The organism is Sphingomonas guangdongensis (genome assembly GCF_900199185.1).
GTDB lineage: Bacteria > Pseudomonadota > Alphaproteobacteria > Sphingomonadales > Sphingomonadaceae > Sphingomonas > Sphingomonas guangdongensis.
The window spans coordinates 575,522-594,200 of sequence record NZ_OBMI01000003.1 but is presented as its reverse complement, the minus strand read 5'-3'; the positions used below and the strand labels follow the sequence as shown (position 1 = coordinate 594,200).

19 protein-coding genes are annotated in these 18,679 nt (G+C 67.1%); 8 read left to right on the top strand and 11 right to left on the bottom strand.

All coding sequences use genetic code 11. From position 1 onward, the window contains the following. Window positions 1–237: 237 nt before the first annotated feature. From dcd to CRO12_RS14935, 3 genes are all read right to left on the bottom strand, one after another. The gene (gene dcd / locus CRO12_RS14945; protein ID WP_097064838.1) at window positions 238–792 is read right to left on the bottom strand and encodes a dCTP deaminase; all 555 of its coding nucleotides are present in this window, start codon (window positions 790–792) and stop codon (window positions 238–240) included. A gap of 144 nt (window positions 793–936) precedes the next feature. Continuing rightward, window positions 937–1,386, bottom strand: a complete 450-nt coding sequence (locus CRO12_RS14940; protein ID WP_097064837.1) for a cytidine deaminase — start codon at window positions 1,384–1,386, stop codon at window positions 937–939. Between the two features lie 2 nt (window positions 1,387–1,388). Beyond that, the gene (locus CRO12_RS14935) at window positions 1,389–1,871 is read right to left on the bottom strand and encodes a UPF0262 family protein (RefSeq protein ID WP_097065111.1); all 483 of its coding nucleotides are present in this window, start codon (window positions 1,869–1,871) and stop codon (window positions 1,389–1,391) included. Window positions 1,872–1,981: 110 nt separating this feature from the next. Between CRO12_RS14935 and CRO12_RS14930 the strand changes: the two genes are divergently transcribed. Next, complete coding sequence (locus tag CRO12_RS14930; RefSeq protein ID WP_097064836.1) at window positions 1,982–3,508, top strand: replicative DNA helicase; 1,527 nt, start codon at window positions 1,982–1,984, stop codon at window positions 3,506–3,508. A 288-nt stretch (window positions 3,509–3,796) separates the two neighbouring features. Here CRO12_RS14930 and CRO12_RS14925 read toward each other — a convergent pair whose 3' ends face one another. Both CRO12_RS14925 and CRO12_RS14920 read right to left on the bottom strand, forming a co-directional pair. Next, a complete protein-coding gene (locus CRO12_RS14925) occupies window positions 3,797–4,147 on the bottom strand; it encodes a hypothetical protein (RefSeq protein ID WP_245858543.1) in 351 nt (116 codons plus the stop codon). A 40-nt stretch (window positions 4,148–4,187) separates the two neighbouring features. Beyond that, window positions 4,188–5,591, bottom strand: coding sequence for a M28 family peptidase (locus CRO12_RS14920; protein ID WP_097065110.1), 1,404 nt, complete (start codon window positions 5,589–5,591; stop codon window positions 4,188–4,190). A gap of 106 nt (window positions 5,592–5,697) precedes the next feature. On the opposite strand from CRO12_RS14920, the gene ettA reads away from it, so the two are divergent. Then, window positions 5,698–7,377 carry an energy-dependent translational throttle protein EttA gene (gene ettA / locus CRO12_RS14915; protein ID WP_097064834.1) on the top strand — a complete coding sequence of 560 codons (1,680 nt, stop codon included), beginning with the start codon at window positions 5,698–5,700 and terminating at the stop codon, window positions 7,375–7,377. 217 nt (window positions 7,378–7,594) lie between these two features. Here the strand turns inward: ettA and CRO12_RS14910 are convergent, their stop codons facing one another. From CRO12_RS14910 to CRO12_RS14885, 6 genes are all read right to left on the bottom strand, one after another. Beyond that, a complete protein-coding gene (locus tag CRO12_RS14910) occupies window positions 7,595–7,816 on the bottom strand; it encodes a hypothetical protein (RefSeq protein ID WP_425443029.1) in 222 nt (73 codons plus the stop codon). Between the two features lie 77 nt (window positions 7,817–7,893). Then, window positions 7,894–8,172, bottom strand: coding sequence for an acylphosphatase (locus tag CRO12_RS14905; protein WP_218838906.1), 279 nt, complete (start codon window positions 8,170–8,172; stop codon window positions 7,894–7,896). Window positions 8,173–8,321: 149 nt separating this feature from the next. Further along, window positions 8,322–9,086 carry an NYN domain-containing protein gene (locus tag CRO12_RS14900; RefSeq protein WP_097064832.1) on the bottom strand — a complete coding sequence of 255 codons (765 nt, stop codon included), beginning with the start codon at window positions 9,084–9,086 and terminating at the stop codon, window positions 8,322–8,324. Window positions 9,087–9,132: 46 nt separating this feature from the next. Further along, window positions 9,133–9,357, bottom strand: coding sequence for a hypothetical protein (locus CRO12_RS14895; RefSeq protein WP_097064831.1), 225 nt, complete (start codon window positions 9,355–9,357; stop codon window positions 9,133–9,135). A gap of 49 nt (window positions 9,358–9,406) precedes the next feature. Continuing rightward, entirely contained in the window at window positions 9,407–9,889 is a 483-nt protein-coding gene (gene greB, locus CRO12_RS14890) for a transcription elongation factor GreB (protein ID WP_097064830.1), read from the bottom strand. A 6-nt stretch (window positions 9,890–9,895) separates the two neighbouring features. Further along, window positions 9,896–11,938: a lytic transglycosylase domain-containing protein gene (locus tag CRO12_RS14885; protein WP_097064829.1), complete on the bottom strand. Its 2,043-nt coding sequence runs from the start codon at window positions 11,936–11,938 to the stop codon at window positions 9,896–9,898. A 70-nt stretch (window positions 11,939–12,008) separates the two neighbouring features. Between CRO12_RS14885 and dapA the strand changes: the two genes are divergently transcribed. The 6 genes from dapA (at window position 12,009) to CRO12_RS14855 (ending at window position 18,593) form a co-directional block, all read left to right on the top strand. Next, window positions 12,009–12,902: a 4-hydroxy-tetrahydrodipicolinate synthase gene (dapA, locus tag CRO12_RS14880; protein WP_097065108.1), complete on the top strand. Its 894-nt coding sequence runs from the start codon at window positions 12,009–12,011 to the stop codon at window positions 12,900–12,902. 62 nt (window positions 12,903–12,964) lie between these two features. Further along, window positions 12,965–13,213 (top strand): hypothetical protein, encoded by a 249-nt coding sequence (locus CRO12_RS14875; protein ID WP_097064828.1) that lies wholly within the window; start codon window positions 12,965–12,967, stop codon window positions 13,211–13,213. A 138-nt stretch (window positions 13,214–13,351) separates the two neighbouring features. After that, a complete protein-coding gene (gene smpB / locus CRO12_RS14870; protein ID WP_097064827.1) occupies window positions 13,352–13,834 on the top strand; it encodes an SsrA-binding protein SmpB in 483 nt (160 codons plus the stop codon). Window positions 13,835–13,877: 43 nt separating this feature from the next. Continuing rightward, the gene (locus CRO12_RS14865; RefSeq protein WP_245858581.1) at window positions 13,878–14,399 is read left to right on the top strand and encodes a DUF2062 domain-containing protein; all 522 of its coding nucleotides are present in this window, start codon (window positions 13,878–13,880) and stop codon (window positions 14,397–14,399) included. Window positions 14,400–14,504: 105 nt separating this feature from the next. Then, the gene (locus CRO12_RS14860; protein WP_097064825.1) at window positions 14,505–16,541 is read left to right on the top strand and encodes a M13 family metallopeptidase; all 2,037 of its coding nucleotides are present in this window, start codon (window positions 14,505–14,507) and stop codon (window positions 16,539–16,541) included. 12 nt (window positions 16,542–16,553) lie between these two features. Further along, window positions 16,554–18,593, top strand: coding sequence for a M13 family metallopeptidase (locus CRO12_RS14855; protein ID WP_097064824.1), 2,040 nt, complete (start codon window positions 16,554–16,556; stop codon window positions 18,591–18,593). The last annotated feature ends 86 nt before the right edge of the window (window positions 18,594–18,679 follow it).

Sequence of the window (18,679 nt, the reverse complement as noted above, 5' to 3'; positions counted from 1 at the left end):
CGCGGGATCGGTCCGGCAGTCGCGCCTGTACGCCTCGCCGGTGTTGGTTCAGTGATGAACGGCGCGTGCCCGGGCAGTCACCTCGACGGCGGCTTCTGCGTGATCAAAGCGCGAGACCGCGCGGCGGCAGAGCGATAGGCCGCGACGATAGGGCGCCTGCGGGTGCGCGCAGGAGCTGCGCGGGTTCATGTACGATCCCGTCAGTGGTCGCGCCCACCCTTTTGCCAAGCCGTGGCCTCAAAGCCGCGGCAGGGTGACCCCTCGCTGTCCCATGTACTTGCCCGCGCGGTCGGCGTAGCTCGTCTCGCACGGCTGCTCGCCCTGCAGGAACAGAAACTGGCACGCGCCCTCGTTGGCGTAGATCTTGGCCGGGAGCGGTGTCGTGTTGGAGAACTCGAGCGTGACGTGTCCCTCCCACTCGGGTTCGAGCGGCGTCACATTCACGATGATGCCGCATCGCGCGTAGGTCGACTTGCCGAGGCAGATGACGAGCACGTCACGCGGCACGCGGAAGTACTCAACGGTGCGGGCGAGCGCGAAGCTGTTGGGTGGAATGATGCAGACGTCGGTCTTGCGGTCGACGAAGCTGTTGGCGGCGAAGTCCTTCGGGTCGACGGTCGCCGAATCGACGTTGGTGAAGATCTTGAACTCGTCGGCGACGCGCGCGTCATAGCCGTAGGAGGACAGGCCGTAGCTGATGCAGCCCTCGCGCCGCTGCGCCTCCACGAACGGCTCGATCATGGCGCGCTCCTGCGCGGCCTGGCGGATCCAACGGTCGGATAGGATGGTCATGGCGTCCTGCTGCACCGGAGTGGGGGCGGGTGCAAGCGGCCGCTGTCAGGCCAGCGCAGGCTGACATCCATGTCTCTGGCCGGTTGAGGTGCCGTCTCGTTCAATCTCAAGCAGACATGACCCCACCCTGCGCCGGGGTGAGGTTCAGGCGATGCCCAGGTCCTTGGGCCCGAACGCGTCGGGCAGCAGGTCCGACAGCTTATACGTCCGCATCGCGTCACCCTCCGCCGCGCCGCAGAACACCGGCAGGTCGCGCCCGCTCAGCTGCGCGGCCTCGTTGATGATCTGACGGCAGCGGCCGCACGGGTTCACTACCGCCGTTCCCGCCGCGACGCCGGCCGCATCCATGCCGCCGCCGATCACCGCCAGCGCGACGACCTCGCGCAATTGCCCGCGCGCACTCACGGTCGCGAGTGCCACCGTCTCCGCGCACAGCGACAAGCCGTAGCTCGCATTCTCGAAATTGGCGCCGGTCACGACCGTGCCGTCAGCGAGCAGCACCGCCGCACCGACCGCGAAGCGGGAGTATGGAGCGTGCGCATGTCGGGCGGCCGCGCGTGCGGCGGCGATCAGCGCGGATGGATCGATACGCATGGTCAGCCCTTGATGTGGAGGACGCAGATCAGCGTGAACAGGCGGCGCGCCGTGTCGAAGTCGATCGCGACCTTGCCCGCCAGCCGCTCGCGCAGCAGCTCGGCCGCCTCGTTGTGGATGCCGCGGCGGGCCATGTCGACTGTCTCGATCTGCTGCGGCGTGGACTGCCGCACCGCCTGGAAGTAGCTGTCGCAGATCGCGAAATAGTCGCGGATCGGGCGGCGGAAGCGGCCGAGCGAGAGCACCAGGGTTTCCAGGTGCGTATCGTCGGCGCGGTGGATCGCCAGCGCCAGCCGCCCTTCCTCGACCGACAGCTTGATGCGGTACGGGCCGGCATAGCCGTCCGCTTGCGGCCGCTCGGGCGCAAAGCTGTTGCCCTTTAGCAGGTCCGTGACCGCAACCCGGCGCTCCTGCTCGATGTCGGCCGAGCGCCGCAGGATGGTTCGCTCGTCGAGCTCGACGTCGATGATGCGCGGATCGGCCACGATTCCGCCCATGCGGATTTTGGCGTTGCTAATCAACGGCTCGCCCGGCTTCCACAGCTTTCACCGGCACCGGGCGTTGCGCGACGGCCTGTGCCGGGGGAAGGGGAGCGATGGCCACCCTGATCCGACCCGCCGACTCGACCGCATCGCCGAGCGACGCACCCCAGCTGCCACAGAACATCGAGGCGGAAGGCGCGCTGCTCGGTGCGATGATGATCGATAATCGCCTGGCCGACGATGTGCTTGACCGGCTGGAGCCGGAGCATTTCTTCGAGCCGCTGCACGGTCGCATCTTCTCCGCGGTGCGTTCGCTGCGTCAGAACGACATGCTGGCGACCCCGGTCACGCTGCGCCCCATGTTCGACGGGGATGAGGGGATGCGCGCGCTGGGCGGGCCGGCGTACCTTGCGCAGCTGACCGGGAGTGGCGCGGGCCTGATCGGCGCCAAGCAGTTCGCGCAGCAGATCTACGACCTTGCGATGCTGCGGGCGCTGGTGACGGTCGGGCGCACCCTGGTCGACAAGGCGATGGACACGCGCGAGGAGGTGAACCCGCGCGCGCAGATCGAGGCGGCGGAGGAGCTGCTGTTCCAGGTCGCGGCCGACGGCGGCGCCGCCAACACGGTCAAGACCTTCGCACAGGCGACGACCGAGGCCGTGCGGCTGGCGGAGAAGGCGCTGAACGCGGGCGGCGGGCTGTCCGGCGTCACCACCGGGCTCGATTCGATCAACGCGAAGGTCGGCGGCCTGCACCACAGCGACCTCATCATCCTCGCCGGGCGGCCCGGCATGGGCAAGACGTCGCTCGCGACCAACATCGCCTTCAACGCGGCCAAGCGCTGGATGGACGACATTCGGCTCGGCATTCCTCCGCAGAAGTCGGTGGGGGCAAAGGTCGCCTTCTTTAGCCTAGAAATGTCTGCCGACCAGCTCGCCACCCGCGTGCTGGCGGAACAGTCGCGGATCAGCTCGGAAGCGCTCCGCATGGGCAAGATCAGCAAGCAGGAGTTCGCGCAACTCGCCGCGGCGGCCGCTGATCTCGAGAACCTGCCACTGTTCATCGACGATACTGCCGGACTGTCGATCGGGGGGCTGCACACCCGCGTCCGGCGGCTGCAGCGGCGACAGAACAACCAGATCGGCCTGGTGGTGGTCGACTACCTCCAGCTGCTGACCGGATCGGCCAAGAGCTCGGGCGACGGGCGCGTGCAGGAGATTTCCGAGATCAGCCGCGGGCTGAAGACGCTTGCCAAGGACATCAACGTGCCGGTGATCGCCCTGTCGCAGCTCAGTCGCGCGGTGGAGCAGCGCGAGGACAAGCGGCCGATGCTCTCCGACCTGCGCGAATCGGGCTCGATCGAGCAGGACGCCGACATGGTTTGGTTCGTCTACCGCGAGGACTATTACCTCGCCGCGCGCGAGCCTAAGATCCCGAACGACGGCGACGATGCCCGCGTGTTCGACGACCATTCCGCCTGGGCGCAACAGATGGACCGGGTCCACGGCCTCGCCGAGCTGATCGTCGCCAAGCAGCGCCACGGCGCCACCGGCAAGGTCACCATGAAGTTCGAACCGCAGATCACGCGCTTCAGCGATTATGTCGGTGACGTCTACGGCGGGGGCGGCGCGGAGTACTGACGCAAGCCTGCATCAAGTGCAGGCACCACGTCAGTTGTGGGCCCAGTTCAGTCAGGGTGACGCTTGTCGGTGTGTTCGTCCGATGCAGCGTCGTGCTTTCGTCATCCCGGACTTGAGCCGGCATCCATGTCTGTCTGAGCCGGAGCTGCCGGTGCGATTAGTCGTGACAGACAGGGTCCCGTCCTGCGCCGCGGCGGCAGGACGTTTTCCAACGAGAAAGGGCGCCTTCCTCGCGGAAAGCGCCCTCCTACCCGATCAGCCGCCGTTGCAAGCGGCGCGACGGCTGCCTCAGTTCGGCAGGTCGGTCTCGTTGTCGGCGTTCTCTTCGACGTTCGCGGCCGCGGCTTCGGCGTTGTCGGCAGCGTTCTCCAGCGCCTCTTCAGCAACGTCGTTGGTCGCTGCGTCGGCCTGATCCTCGAGGTTGTCAGCCTGCGCCTCGATGTTGTCGGCCATCATCTCGGCGTTCGACTCGTTCTGCTCAGCCTGCTGCGAGTTGCACGCGGCGAGCGACATCAGGCCGGCGGCGGCAGCGACCATGAGGACCTTCTTCATCTCTTGCTCCCAAGCAAATTCGTTCGCGAGACCGGCCCCAATGCCGACGCGAAGCTGCCGCAATAAGGCTTCGTTGCAGCGCGTCAATCGGCAAATGCACGCGTAGCCGGGCCTTGTTACGGCACCGTCAGCGTATCGGATCGGCGGCGCCGATCGTCTCCGGGGCGTTCGCGACGACCCCCAGCATCGCCGTCCACGCCGCCACATTCTGTCGCAGCGCGCCCTTGTCGATCTTGTCCAACGTGTCGTCTGGTGTGTGATGCAGGTCGAAATAGTCGGTGCCGTCCTGCTGCAGGTCGATCGCCGCCACGCCCGTCCGTGCCAGCGGTCCGCCATCAGGACCGCCGTTCGCGGTCGCGGTGCTGAGCGGCACGCCAAGTGGCGCGAGTGCGACGGTTAGTCTCTCCAGCACCGGCTTGGCAGCGGCTGGGAGGGTGGTCCTGAACTGCCAGATGCGACCAGCGCCAAAGTCCGACTCCGACACGGTGGCATGGCGCTCGCCCTTGTGGGTCAGCGCGTAATGATTCCCGCCGAAGAGCCCGATCTCTTCTGATCCAAACCAAACGACGCGGATCGTGCGGCGGGGTCGGCCCATGCTCATGATCCGCTTGGCGGCGGCGGTGGTAATTGCGACACCGGCACCGTCGTCGATTGCGCCAGTCGCCAGGTCCCAGCTGTCGAGGTGACCGCCGATCACGATTGTGCCCGCGCTCGGATCACGCCCGGGCACTTCTGCGATGACGTTGCCAGACGAGCGCAAGCCCGTCTGACGTGGGGTGAGGAGAAGCTTGACGCTGACCGGCTTGCCGCGCTGGAGTACCCGCTCCAGCTGCTCGGCATCAGGGATCGAAAGCGCGGCGGCGGGGATCGGGGTCATGCCGGTTGGGAAGTTAGTGCCTCCAGTGTGCGGCATTCGGTGTGAGTCGGTTCCGATCGAGCGGATCAGGACGGCGACCGCGCCCTTCTCGGCTGCGACAGCCGGACCGATCCGCCGCGCGGTGCCATAAGCACCGTAGCTTGACCCATCCTGCGTGCGAGTCATGGCGTGGCTGACGAAAGCGATCTTGCCGCGAAGGCTACCGGCGGGCGCCGCCTGCAGATTGGCAATTGTTGGGAAGAACACGACGGGCGCGGTCAGCCCCTCAGGCGGCGTCGCCCCTGAGTTGCCGAGCGCTGTCAGAACCAACGGCTGCGCGAAGGGCGTGACGATCTCCCCGCGCTCCTCGCCGCGAACCCAGACCTGCACCTCGAACGAATCGACGCGGACGTTGGAGAAGCCGAGCGCCTTGAGCTTGCGGACGGCCCAAGCGCGTGCCTGCGCCTCCTTCTCCGTGCCCGCTAGGCGTGGTCCGACTTCGGTCGTCAGCTCCTCAACGATCTCCCAGGCGAGCGTGTCGCCCTCCAGTGCGGCATCACGCGCCTTGGCGACCGCCGGATCGATCGTGACCGGTGCGGCGGCGGGCACTTGTGCCACGGCAGCGGTGGGGAGGGCGAGGGCCGCGGCAGCGGCGGCTAGCATGCGGTGGGTCATCTCCCCCATCGCTACCGCGCCGCTCCCGCGTTGCCAACGCCCACGACCGGCCCTAAATCGCGGGGCAACTCTCCCCAAACCTGTACCACTCGGAGCTTGGAGCCCCATGGCCGCCCAATACGCCTTTGTCATGAAGGACATGACCAAGACCTTCCCCGGTGCCGCGAAGCCGGTGCTGAACAACATAAACCTGCAGTTCTACCAGGGTGCGAAGATCGGCATCGTCGGCCCGAACGGCGCCGGCAAGTCGACGCTGATGAAGATCATGGCCGGTGTCGACAAGGAGTTCACGGGCGAGGCGTGGCCGGGCGAGAACATCACGGTCGGCTATCTGGAGCAGGAGCCGCAGCTCGACGCGTCCAAGTCGGTGCTGGAGAACGTCAAGGACGGTGCCCGCGAGGTCGCCGACATGGTCGATCGCTTCAACGCGATCTCGGCCGAGATGGGCGACCCGCAGGACGACACCGACTTCGACGCGCTGATGGAGGAGATGGGCGAGCTCCAGGGCAAGATCGATGCGGTCGACGGCTGGACGCTCGACAACCAGCTGGAGGTCGCGATGGAGGCGCTGCGCTGCCCACCGTCGGACTGGCCGGTCGACAATCTTTCCGGCGGTGAGCGCCGGCGCGTGGCGCTTACCCGCCTGCTGATCCAGAAGCCGTCGATCCTGCTGCTCGACGAGCCGACCAACCACCTGGACGCGGAGAGCGTCAAGTGGCTGGAAAATCACTTGAAGGAGTATGCGGGCGCAGTCCTGATGATCACCCACGATCGCTACTTCCTCGACAATGTCGTCGGCTGGATTTTGGAGATCGATCGCGGCAAGTACTTCCCTTACGAGGGCAACTACTCGACCTACCTCGAGAAGAAGTCGAAGCGGCTGGAGCAAGAGGAGCGCGAGGAGTCCGGCCGCCAGGCGGCGATCCGCAACGAGCTCGAATGGATCCGCCAGGGTGCAAAGGCGCGTCAGACGAAGTCGAAGGCGCGTATCGCAAAGTTCGAACAACTCGTGGAGGCGCAGCAGAACCGCACGCCGGGCAAGGCGCAGATCGTCATTCAGGTGCCCGAGCGGCTGGGCGGCAAGGTGATCGAGGTCGAGAACATCAGCAAGGCATACGGCGACAAGCTGCTGTTCGAGAACCTGTCCTTCACGCTGCCCGCGGGCGGCATCGTCGGCGTGATCGGGCCGAACGGGGCCGGCAAGTCGACGCTGTTCAAGCTCATCACCGGGCAGGAGCAGCCAGATACCGGCACCATCGAGATGGGCTCGACCGTCCGCTTGGGCTACGTCGATCAGAGCCGCGATCACCTGGATGACAAGAACAACGTCTGGCAGGAGATTTCGGACGGGCTCGACTACATGAAGGTCAATGGGCACGACCAGTCGACCCGGGCCTATGTCGGGGCCTTCAACTTCAAGGGCCAGGATCAGCAGAAGAACGTCGGCAAGCTGTCGGGCGGCGAGCGCAACCGGGTCAACATCGCTAAGATGCTGAAGCGCGGCGGCAACGTGCTGCTGCTCGACGAGCCGACCAATGACCTAGACGTCGAGACGCTCGGCGCGCTTGAAGAGGCGATCGAGAACTTTGCCGGCTGCGCCGTTGTCATCAGCCACGACCGCTTCTTCCTCGACCGACTCGCGACGCACATCCTGGCGTTCGAGGGCAACAGCCACGTCGAGTGGTTCGAAGGCAACTTCGAGGCGTACGAGGAGGACAAGCGGCGGCGGCTTGGAGATGCCGCCGACCGTCCGACGGCGCTTGCGTACAAGAAGCTGACGCGCTGAGCTGATGTGCTCCCGCGAAGGCGGAAGCCAAGGGTCAGACGCGCTGTAGCTTGTAACTCTGGGCTCCCGCTTATGCGGGAGCACGGAAGCGTACTTCGTCACCCCGGACTTGATCCGGAGGCACTCTCAAACTTGAGCTTCGGCTGAAGCCGATGGGGCGGCGTTCGCTGAACCGTGGACCCGGGCTCAAGGCCGGGGTGACGGTTAGAGGTAAGTTTCACCTCCCCGCGCGCGTGTCGGCAATCATCCTTTCAGCGTCGCACAGCTCCAGGTAGCGCTCCGCCATCGCGAGGTGCGCGGCAACGGCGTCTTCGCTCTCGGCACGTTCGGCCAGTTCGATCTGGGTCTTGGCGCGATGGTAGAAGTAGGATCGATCGAGTTCGGTCGGAATATCGGGCAACGACGACACGGCACACTCCACAGGCGCCATCGTCTTCACACACTGATCGACGCGAACGCTACTGAACAACGCGCGGCAAGCGCTCCGGCTGCAACAATAATCGTTGCTGAGTGACGCTAGAGCGGCAGGCGTTTGGTGAAGCCGCGGACCGCGCGATCGTCGGCGGGCTGCGCGACCACATCCTCGACCCGTGCGAGCATCGGACCCTGGCGGCTCGCCGCGAGAAAGGCCTCCAGCGCCGCCGCATCGCCCTCCGCCAGCATCTCGACGCTGGTGTCCGATCGCGCGCGGATCCAGCCGGTGATCCCCAACCGATAGGCCTGGCGGGTGATCCAGTCGCGATAGCCGACCTGGCGGACGCGCCCGCTGACCACCACCCGCTGCATGACCCCCATCGATCTTACTCCCACACGGCCGCGGTCCGATCCGCGCGCCACCGCGACGGTGCGCCTCGCCAAGCCGGGAGGCGAGGGGCAGGCCACGTGATTCGTCGCAGCGCGGTGGAGGTTGGGCGTGAGTTGTGCCCGCCGCACGCCAGGCGGTGCTATCGCACCCGCTTGACCCAGACGCGACCGCCTTCGCGTCGCTCCGTCTGGAAGTTCGGCACTGCCTCGATCAGGTCGGACAGGCGCTTGTAGCCGTAGTTGCGGGCGTCGAAGCTCGACCGGTTGGCAGCGAGCTGCCCCATTGCCTGCAAGCTGACGAAGCCGCGCTCGTCCCGCTTCACCGAATCATAGCTGTCGATGAGCAGCTTCAGCAGTTCGGCGTCGACCGCGCCCGAGGACTTGGGGCGACTGGCCGAGGCGGGCAGCGACTCGGCGAGCGGCACCTCGACGTTGGCCGGGGGCGGAGCGGGGGCTGCCTCGCTCCGGAGCTTGTCTACGTCGATAAAGCGGGTGCAGGCCTGCTTAAAAGCTTCGGGCGTCTTCGCACTGCCGAAGGCGTAGACGGGCAGGCCGTCCTGGCGGATCCGCATGGCGAGCGGCATGAAGTCGCTGTCGGACGACATGATCCCGAACCCCTCGACGTGCCCGCGGAACAGCAGGTCCATCGCGTCGATCGTCATCTTCATGTCGGTCGCGTTCTTGCCCTTGGTCAGGTCGAACTGCTGCTGCGGCTCGATCCCGTGCTTGACCGTCATGTCGCGCCAGCCCTTCAGCGCGGGCTTGGTCCAGTTGCCGTAGACGCGGCGGATGTTGACGGTGCCGAGCTCGGCCAGCACCGTCAGCACCGGGTCGATCGCGTGCCAAGACGCGTTGTCCGCGTCGATCAGGAGCGCGATGTTGCGGCTGGGCGTGTCGTCGTTCATCGCGCGAGCCTATCGCCGCGGTGAAGACGACGCCACCCGCGACTGCTCAGCCGGCGTCGAAACCGTCGCCGTCGCGGGCGTTCTCGCCGGTGACGCGGGTGTGGGTGTCGGGCTCGCTCACCTGATCGCCCTCATCGCGGGAGCCGATGTCGCGGGCGAGGTCACCGCCAGCGGTGCCGGCAACGGCGTCCGGTTCGGAGTCGCCCACCGCCTGATCGATGATGTCGCTGTCGTCGTGGGCGCGGGCGGTGTCGGTGCGGGTGTCGGCCATGGTTTGTCTCCTTGACCGCACCAACGGGCAGCCGGCGGCCGCCGTTCCGTCAGCCCGCCGGGTAGACGATGGCAATTACCTCATATTCGCGTTCACCGGCCGGCAGCGTGACCCGCCGCACATCACCCATCGCCGCGCCGCGCAGCGCGCGGGCGATCGGCGCGTTCCAGCCGATCCGGCCCGCGCCCGCGTCCGCCTCGTCGTCGCCGACCAGGGTCAGCGTGCGTTCGACATCGTCCTTGTCGGCGACGGTGACACAGGCGCCGAACCAGACGCGGGTGCGATCGGCCTGCTGCGCGGGATCGACCACCTTGGCGGCCTTCATCCGCTTGGATAGCCAGCCCAGCCGCCGGTCGATCTCGCGCAGCCGCTTGCGACCGTAGATATAGTCGCCGTTCTCAGACCGGTCGCCGTTCCCGGCTGCCCAGGCGATGGTGTCGACTAGCGCCGGCCGCTCGGTCGCGAACAGTGCCTCGTACTCGGCGCGCAACGCGGCATAGCCAGTCGGCGTGATGTAGTTCGGGCAATCCATCACTTGTCAGCCGGGCTGGTTCTTGCCGAGGTACCAGCTGAGATTGTTCGGCGCGCGCGAGCGCGACCGTGCCGGGTTGAGCAGATCATAGACGACCGCGTTCTCGAGTACTCGTTGAACGTAGTTCTTGGTTTCGAAGATCGGGATACGCTCCACCCAGTCGACCATGTCGACCCCGGGGGTGCGCGGGTCGCCGTTCGCGCGCAGCCACTTGTTCACGTTGCCCGGCCCGGCATTGTAGGCGGCGACGGCGAGCGGGTAGCTGCCGTACAGGCTCAGCATCTTCTCGAAATAATGCGAGCCCAGCTGGATGTTGTAGTTGGTGTCGACCGTCAGCGCCGACGCGTCATAACCGAGGCCGAGCTTGCCCGCGACCTCGCGCGCAGTGCCGGGCATCAGCTGCATCAGGCCCCGCGCGCCGGCGTGGCTGACCGCGGCACGATCAAACTGGCTCTCCTGCCGCGCGATGGCGTGGACCATGGTCCAGCTATCCTGCGCGGCTGCGGGCACGGTAACGCTGGGATAACCCGCGACGGTATAGTCGCTGAGGCCGTTCTCTAGCGCGCTCTTGCCGACCAGCACACCGAGATCGGGACGGTTGATCGTCCGCGCGAGCTCACCGGCGAGCGCATGGTCGCTCGCGGTCGTGGCGTCCGCCGCGATCTGGCGCAGGAACAGGCCCTGCTCCTGCCGCCGGCCGAGCGTCCCGAGCAGCCGAGCGGCACGGACCACTTCGCGGTTGCCGAAGGCGGCACGTGCACCCGGATCGATCGGCTGGGCAGCGGCCGCGGCGGGCGCTCGCAGCGGCTGGCGAAGTCGTTCGGCCGCGAGCTGGCCGTAGTAGAGGTCGCCGTACCCGGCCGCGCGGGACAGGTAGGAGCGGGCGAGCGTCGCATGGCCGGCCGCTTCCGCAGCCCGGCCCGCCCAATACAGCCCCTTCGACTGGGTGGTCGGTGTGCGTGATCCGCGCGCGTAGCGATCGAACTGCCCGATCGCGTCCCGCGGTCGAGCGAGCCGCTGCATCGCGGTGGTACCCGCCAGCCAGACGAGGCTGGTGTAATCGTCGCGCTCGCCAAGCGGCCGTAGCGCGATATCTGTCCCGACCGGGTAAACGTCATCCACCTGGCGCGCGATGTCGTACGCGGTAAGGTGCTGGTTATCCGCCGTCGCCGCCCGAGCATTGGTCAGCAGAACCTCGAACCACTTTTCCGGCGCGGCGGGCGGCGCAGCCAGCGTTCGCGGCCGGGCGAGCAGCGCGCGAGCGCTCGCGCTCGCGCCGTTCTGACGCAGCCAAGCGGCGCGGTCGGCCACGAACCCTGCGTCGGTCGCGGCGGTCGCTTCCAGCGCCGCGCTCCGCGCCGCCGCGTCGGCGGCGTTGGTGCGGAGCGCCAGTCGCGCCTCCAGAACCGGGCGGCGGATCGCACTCGCGAACGCCATCTGCCGGGTGGCCGCGCTGGTCGCGCCCTGCCACAACAGCATGTCGATGCGTGCGTCGTGATCGGCTGCCGTGAGCGCGGCCGGAAAGCTGGCAAGCACGCGCGCCTCGTCGGCGGAGCGCAGCACCCCCATCCGCCACGCGGCGCGCGCCTGCTCGGCGGCGCGGGCGGGCTGCCCCAGTTGCTGAAGTGCGACGGCGTGACGGATCCGCCCGGCCGCCGTCAGCGGCGGGTAGCGTTCAAAGAACTGCGCGACGAGCGCGGGCGAGGGCGGGTAGGTATCGCCGACCGTCTCTGCCGCCGCGCGCCGGCTGCGCTCGCCCGGCCAGCCGGGATGCGCCAGCAGGAAGCTCGCATATTCCGCAAAAGGCAGGTTGTCGCTGTTCTGCAGCCGCTTCCATTGCTCGACGGTGTTGAGGAGCGGATCGGTTACGACCGGCTGGCTCTGCGCTGGCTGAGCGGTCGCCACCGGCGCGGGCGTGAAGCTTGGGGCGACCTGCGCCCCGACCCAGGCGACCCGCGACGCGATCGGCGCATGCGCCATCGTCGCGGCAACCGCCACGCCCGACGCGCCGGCGATCAGTCCGCCGCTCCTCAAGACCCACCCCAACATGCTGGACATTCTACGCTCGCTCGCCCTATCCGCCACCCGCAAAATCGCGCGGGAAAGGCTGTTCGTCGCTATGTTCACCGGCTCCATCCCCGCGCTCGTCACGCCGTTCAAGGACGGTTTCTTCGATGAGCAATCATACCGCGACTTGGTTGAATGGCAGATTGCCGAGGGGTCGAGCGCGCTGGTGCCGTGCGGCACGACCGGCGAGTCGGCCACGCTCAGTTTCGCCGAGCACTTCGGCGCGGTCCGGGTCTGCGTGGAGCAGGCGCGCGGTCGCGTCCCCGTCATCGCGGGCGCGGGCTCCAACGATACGCAGGTCGCGATCCAGAACATTCGCGCCGCTCGCGATGCAGGCGCGGACGCGGCGCTGATGGTGCCGCCCTACTACAATCGGCCGAACCAGGACGGGATCGTCGCCCACTTCCGCGCGATCGCCGATGCCGTTGCGCTGCCGATCGTCCTCTACAACGTGCCTACCCGGACGGTGACCGACATCCAGCCCGCGACCGTGATCCGGCTGGCGACGGAGATCGCGAGCGTCGTCGCGATCAAGGATGCGACCGGAGACATCACCCGCGTGTCGGCGCATCGGGCCGGCGCGGGCGAGGACTTCTGCCAGTTGTCGGGTAACGACGACCTGGCGCTCGCCTTCAACGCGACGGGGGGTCGCGGCTGCATCTCCGTCACCGCAAACGTCGCGCCGCGGCTGTGCGCGGACTTCCAGGCGGCGTGTGCTGCCGGTGACTTCGCGACGGCGCGGGCAATCCACGACCGCCTTTATCCCCTCCACATCGCGCTCTTCAGTGACGCCTCTCCGGGGCCGGTCAAATATGCGCTGAGCCAGGTCCGGCCCGACTTCCCGGCCGGCCTGCGCCTGCCGATGACGCCGCCATCGCAGGCCAGCCGGGCGACCGTCGACCACGCGCTTCAACTCACCGGTCTTTCGGAACTATCGATCATTTAGTGGGTTGGCGGCCATGCTGGATGTGAATATGTTGCGTGGCAGCAAAAAGGTGGAGACCGACAATGTCCTTTGCAAAGACCCTGATGGCTGCGGCCGCCATTGCAACCGTGTCGGCTCAGCCGGTCCTGGCTGCTGAGGCCGCGCAGAAGCTCTCGCTCAAGAACACCGCCGCGTCGGTCCGCGCCAACACCAAGGCGGGTAAGAGCAAGGCGCTCGCGGGTCTCCCGCTCGTGCTGCTCATCCTTGGCGGTGGCTTGGTCGTGTACGGCATCACCGAGGTGGTGGACGACGACGATGGTGACAGCGATTAATTGCTAGCCGAACCCTATCTGCAGAGGCCGTCGGTCGCAGGACCGACGGCCTTTGTCATTTTTACTGACGAGTCGGACGCAGGCGAGTGACGGCCGCGCCTTTCGCGGCGCGACGTTTGCCCCTACATCGCCTCTCCCATGTCGCGTCCCAAGCCTCCCCAGTTTGAAAAGACCAAGGTCGTTGCCGAGAATCGGCGCGCTCGCTTCGAGTATTTCGTCGAGGACACGTTTGAGGCCGGCATCGCGCTGACCGGTACCGAGGTAAAGTCGCTGCGCTTCGGCGAGGGCTCGATCGCGGAGGCCTATGCGGAGGTGCGCGACGAGCAGGCTTGGCTGGTCAATGCGAACATTCCTGAGTTCAGTCACGGAAACCGCTTCAACCACGAGCCCAAGCGCCCGCGTAAATTGCTCCTTCATGAGCGCGAGATAAACAAGCTGCACGGCGCGGTGGCGCGTGACGGCATGACGCTCGTCCCGCTGTCGGTTTATTTCAACAGCCGCGGGCGGGCCAAGGTCGAGCTCGCACTCGCACGGGGCAAGAAGGCGCATGACAAGCGCGACACCATCAAGGAACGCGACTGGAAGCGTGAGCAGGGACGGCTCCTCCGCGATCGTGGCTGAGCGCGGCACCTGGGCACGGCTGACCCGCTGGGCTCAGCGGAACATGCCGACGCGCGAGAGCCTTGAGGGCAACCGCTGGCTGCGACCGGTTGCTCACCGGGTGCTCGCCCCGGCGCTGTGGCGTTTCACTCGGCGCAGTGTGCCGCGCGGCGTCGCGCTCGGGATGGTCACGGGCATCCTGGTTCCGATGGGGCAGATCCCGGCATCGGCTGTCTTCGCGCTGCCGCTGCGCGCCAACATCCCCGCGGCTGCGCTCACCACCTTCATCACCAATCCGCTGACCACGCCGCCGCTGTGGGTCGCGGCCTATTGGGTTGGGCGCAAGCTCCTGCGGCTCGATGCGGCGGTGCCGGGATCGCCGCTCGCGAACAAGGTCGCGGCGAACATGGGCTGGATTCAGTGGCTTTATGCCGAGGCGGGTCCGGCGCTCGCGGTCGGGTTGCTGACCGTGACCGTGGTCGGCGCGATCGTCGGCTACGCGGCCGCCGCGCTCGGCTGGCGGCTCTGGATCGCGCGCAAATGGGCGCGGCGCCACGCGCGCATCGTGGCCGACGGAGCACAGTAACCGGTTCAGTTTCTTACCGGATTGACGATCAACGGCCGCACGATAAGCAGGAACCATCCGCCCCAATCGGGGCCGGCACGCTCTTCCTTGTCGAAAGGTTCGGTGATGCGGTTCTCCGCCCTGGTCGCTTTCCTGTCTGCCGGCACCATGTTTACGAGTGCCACCTACGCTCAAAACGCGCCGACGGCGGCGCCGGCGAGCAAGCCCGAGATCGGCAGCTTTGGCTTCGATACCGCGGGCATGGACCGCAGCGTCGCGCCGGGCACCAGTTTCTACGACTATGCGAGCGGCACTTGGGACAAGACGACGGAGATCCCCGCCGACCGTGCGTCATACGGCATGTTCCACAAGCTGATCGACCGCTCGCTCGAGCAGACCCGGACCATCCTGACCGAAGCGGCCGCCAAGCCCGGCAGCAAGGTCGGCGATTTCTACGCCAGCTACATGGACGAGGCCGGGATCGAGGCGCGAGGGATCGCGCCGGTCAAGCCGTGGATCGATGCGCTGAAGGCCGCCCGGACAAAGGACGTGCTGGTGCGCGAGGCTGCACGCCAGCAGGCGTTGGGGATGGGCGGCCTGATCGGCACCGGCGTCGGGCAGGACCTGAAGGCGCCCGACACCTACATCGTCGGGATCAGCCAGTCGGGCTTGTCGCTCCCCGACCGCGATTACTACCTAAAGGACGATCCGAAGTTCGCGACCGTCCGGACCGCGTACCAGGCCTACCTTGCCAAACTGCTGAAGCTCGCCGGTGAGCCGGACGGAGAGGCGCGGGCGGCGGCGGTGTTCGGCTTCGAGAAGTCGATCGCGACCGCCCACTGGACGCGCGTGGAGAGCCGTGACGCGGACAAAACCTACAACAAGTGGACCTTTGCCGACCTAACCGCGAGGGCGCCGGGCTACCCCTGGGCGGCGTGGCAGCAGGGGCTCGGGCTGGCGCCGCAGCCGAGTTACGTCGTGCGTCAGCCGAGTGCCGTCACGGGGGAGGCGGCCGCCTTTGCCGCGGCGCCGCTCGCCGTACTGAAGGACTATTACCTGCTTCGGGTGCTGAAGGGGTCTGCATCCTACCTCCCAAAGGCGTTCGACGAGGCGGACTTCGCCTTCTTCGGCACCGTGCTCGCCGGCACGCCGCAGCAGCAGCCGCGGTGGAAGCGCGCGGTCGCCCAGGTGAGCGGCAGCCTCGGCGAAGAAGTCGGACAGGTCTATGTCGCCCGCTACTTTCCGCCGGAATCGAAGGCGGCGATCGACCAGCTCGTCCGCAATGTCACCGCAGCCATGGCGGACCGGCTCGACCGGCTCGAGTGGATGGCGCCGGAGACGAAGGTGAAGGCCAAGGCCAAGCTAGCGGCCTTCACGCCCAAGATCGGCTATCCCGACACATGGCGCGACTATTCGTCGGTGACGGTCGCGCGCGACGACCTGGTGGGTAACGTGGCGCGGGCGAACGCGTTCGAGTTCAAGCGGGGCCTGAACAAGCTCGGCAAGCCGATCGACCGCGGCGAGTGGTTTATGACGCCGATGACGATCAACGCCTATGCCAACCCGCCGATGAACGAGATCGTGTTTCCGGCCGCGATCCTGCAGCCTCCCTTCTTCGATCCAAAGGCCGACCCGGCGGTCAACTACGGCGGGATCGGCGCGGTGATCGGGCACGAGATCAGCCACCACTTCGACGATCAAGGCCGCAAGTTCGATCCGACCGGCAAGCTCGCCGACTGGTGGACGCCGCAGGATGTCGAGCGCTTCAAGACCTTCACCGACAAGCTGGTCGCGCAGTACAGCGCGTTCGAGCCGCTGCCCGGTCAGAAGGTCAATGGCGCGCTGACGTTGGGCGAGAACATCGCCGACCTGGCCGGCCTAACGGTCGCCTATGCCGCCTACCAGAAGTCGCTGAACGGCCGGCCCGCGCCGGTGATCAATGGGCTGACCGGCGACCAGCGCTTCTTTCTCGGCTGGGCGCAGGTCTGGCGCACCAAGACGCGCGAGCCCGCACTGCGTCAGCAGCTCGTCTCCGATCCGCACTCGCCGGGCCCGCAGCGCGTGGCGATGGTCCGCAACCTGGACGCCTGGTACGCGGCCTTCGGTGCCAAGCCCGGCGATGCCGCCTTTCTCGCCCCCGCCGATCGCGTCCGTATCTGGTAAGGACCTGACCTCATGCGCCTAAAGACCCTTGGCCTCGTTTCCGCGCTGGCGATCGCCGCCAGCGCCTCCATGCTCGCGGCGCAATCGGAGCCCGCGCAAATCAGCGCTCGTTCTGGTCCGCAGTACGGCCGCTTCGGCTTCGACGAAGCGGGGATGGATCGCACCGCGCAGCCGGGCGACGACTTCAACGAGTTTGCGAACGGCAGCTGGCTGGAGCGGACGGCGATCCCGGCCGACAAGGCGTCGTACGGCATGTTCAACGCGCTCTCCGATCAGTCGGAGCTGCGCACCCGCGGCATCATCGAGGCGGAGGCGAAGAAGCTCGGGTCCAAGATCGGCGCAGCCTACAACGCGTACCTCGACACCGCCGCGATTGAGGCGAAGGGCCTCGCCCCGGTGAAGCCGTGGCTCGACCGCATTAAGCAGGTCGGCGACAAGGCCGCCTATATCCGCCTGCTTGCCGAGGCCGATCGCAACGGCGTGTCGGTGCCGTTCAACGTCGGCGTCTCGCCCGATGCCAAGGACCCGAACAACTACACCGTCACCATGAGCCAGGGTGGGCTCGGCATGCCTGACCGCGACTATTACCTGAGCGCCGATCCGAAGCTCGCGGCGGTGAAGGCGGCGTATCAGGCCCACATCGCCAAGATGTTCACGCTTGCCGGTGAGCTCAACGCGGAGGCGCGTGCCGCCGCGATCGTCGCGTTCGAGACCGAGATCGCCAAGGTCCACTGGACCCGCATTCAGAGCCGCGACGCCGACAAGGGCTACAACAAGATGAGCGTTGCGGAGCTGGTCCGCACCGCGCCCGGGTTCGACTTCGCGGCCTTCCTGACCGGCTCGAAGCTTCCCACCGAGACTCTGATCGTGCGTCAGCCGAGTGCGCTCACCGGGATGGCGACGCTGATCGGGGCGGCGCCGATCGCGGTTTTGAGAGATCAGCTGCTGCTTCGCTCGCTCGACGGCTACGCGGCCGTGCTGCCCAAGGCCTTCGATGACGAGCGCTTCGCCTTCTTCGGCACCGCCATCTCCGGCACGCCGCAACAGCAGGAGCGCTGGAAGCGCGCGGTCGGCTTCACCTCCGGCGCGCTGACCGACGACATCGCCCAACTCTACGTCGCGCGCTATTTCCCGCCGGAGACAAAGGCCGCGGCCGATGTGCTGGTCAAGAACGTGATCGCCGCCATGAAGGCGAGGGTTGCCAAGCTCGACTGGATGACGCCAGCGACCCGCACCCAGGCAGTCGCCAAACTCGACGCGTTCACCCCGCGGATCGGTTATCCCGACAAGTGGCGCGACTATGCCGCGCTCGAGATCAGGCCGGGCGATGCCTTTGGCAATCAGGTCCGCAGCGCGCAGTGGAGCACCGACTACAATCGCGCCAAGCTCGGCAAGCCCGTCTACCGCTGGGAATGGGGCATGACCCCGATGACCGTGAACGCGCAGGCCAACCCGACGCTGGTCGCGATCACCTTTCCCGCTGCGATCCTCCAGCCGCCGTTCTTCGATCCAAAGGCCGACCCGGCGGTCAACTACGGCGGGATCGGCGCGGTGATCGGGCATGAGATCAGCCACCACTTCGACGATCAGGGATCCAAGTACGACATCACCGGCAAGCTGACACAGTGGTGGACGCCCGCCGACGTCGCTGCCTTCAAGACGCGGACCGACCGGCTCGTCGCGCAGTACGACGCCTATGAGCCGCTACCCGGCTTTCACGTGAAAGGCGGATTGACGCTGGGCGAGAACACCGCCGACCTCGCAGGACTCAGTGCCGCCCATGACGCGTATAAGGCGTCGCTCGGCGGAAAGCCCGCGCCGGTCATCGACGGCTTCACCGGCGACCAGCGCTTCTATCTCGGCTGGGCTCAGGTGTGGCGGCGCAATTACCGCGAGGCGGCGCTGCGCAACCAGTTGCTCACCGATCCGCACTCGCCGTCGCAGCAGCGCGTCTGGGTGGTCCGCAATCTCGATCCCTGGTACACGGCGTTCAAGCCCGCACCGGGGCAGAAGCTGTACCTGAGCGACGCGGAGCGCGTCCGAATTTGGTGAATCGGTGTCCGTCACTCCAGCGAACGCTGGGATCGTTTGGGTATCGGACGCACGCTGATCGCGAACGATCCCAGCTTCCGCTGGTA

Excerpts from the sequence above, each read along its gene's own strand:
- dcd (WP_097064838.1), bottom strand. The coding sequence starts at position 792 with ATGACCATCCTATCCGACCGTTGGATCCGCCAGGCCGCGCAGGAGCGC.
- CRO12_RS14940 (WP_097064837.1), bottom strand. The coding sequence starts at position 1,386 with ATGCGTATCGATCCATCCGCGCTGATCGCCGCCGCACGCGCGGCCGCC.
- CRO12_RS14930 (WP_097064836.1), top strand. The coding sequence starts at position 1,982 with ATGGCCACCCTGATCCGACCCGCCGACTCGACCGCATCGCCGAGCGAC.
- CRO12_RS14920 (WP_097065110.1), bottom strand. The coding sequence starts at position 5,591 with ATGACCCACCGCATGCTAGCCGCCGCTGCCGCGGCCCTCGCCCTCCCC.
- ettA (WP_097064834.1), top strand. The coding sequence starts at position 5,698 with ATGGCCGCCCAATACGCCTTTGTCATGAAGGACATGACCAAGACCTTC.
- CRO12_RS14905 (WP_218838906.1), bottom strand. The coding sequence starts at position 8,172 with ATGGGGGTCATGCAGCGGGTGGTGGTCAGCGGGCGCGTCCGCCAGGTC.
- CRO12_RS14900 (WP_097064832.1), bottom strand. The coding sequence starts at position 9,086 with ATGAACGACGACACGCCCAGCCGCAACATCGCGCTCCTGATCGACGCG.
- CRO12_RS14895 (WP_097064831.1), bottom strand. The coding sequence starts at position 9,357 with ATGGCCGACACCCGCACCGACACCGCCCGCGCCCACGACGACAGCGAC.
- greB (WP_097064830.1), bottom strand. The coding sequence starts at position 9,889 with ATGGATTGCCCGAACTACATCACGCCGACTGGCTATGCCGCGTTGCGC.
- CRO12_RS14885 (WP_097064829.1), bottom strand. The coding sequence starts at position 11,938 with ATGTTGGGGTGGGTCTTGAGGAGCGGCGGACTGATCGCCGGCGCGTCG.
- dapA (WP_097065108.1), top strand. The coding sequence starts at position 12,009 with ATGTTCACCGGCTCCATCCCCGCGCTCGTCACGCCGTTCAAGGACGGT.
- CRO12_RS14875 (WP_097064828.1), top strand. The coding sequence starts at position 12,965 with ATGTCCTTTGCAAAGACCCTGATGGCTGCGGCCGCCATTGCAACCGTG.
- smpB (WP_097064827.1), top strand. The coding sequence starts at position 13,352 with ATGTCGCGTCCCAAGCCTCCCCAGTTTGAAAAGACCAAGGTCGTTGCC.
- CRO12_RS14865 (WP_245858581.1), top strand. The coding sequence starts at position 13,878 with ATGCCGACGCGCGAGAGCCTTGAGGGCAACCGCTGGCTGCGACCGGTT.
- CRO12_RS14860 (WP_097064825.1), top strand. The coding sequence starts at position 14,505 with ATGCGGTTCTCCGCCCTGGTCGCTTTCCTGTCTGCCGGCACCATGTTT.
- CRO12_RS14855 (WP_097064824.1), top strand. The coding sequence starts at position 16,554 with ATGCGCCTAAAGACCCTTGGCCTCGTTTCCGCGCTGGCGATCGCCGCC.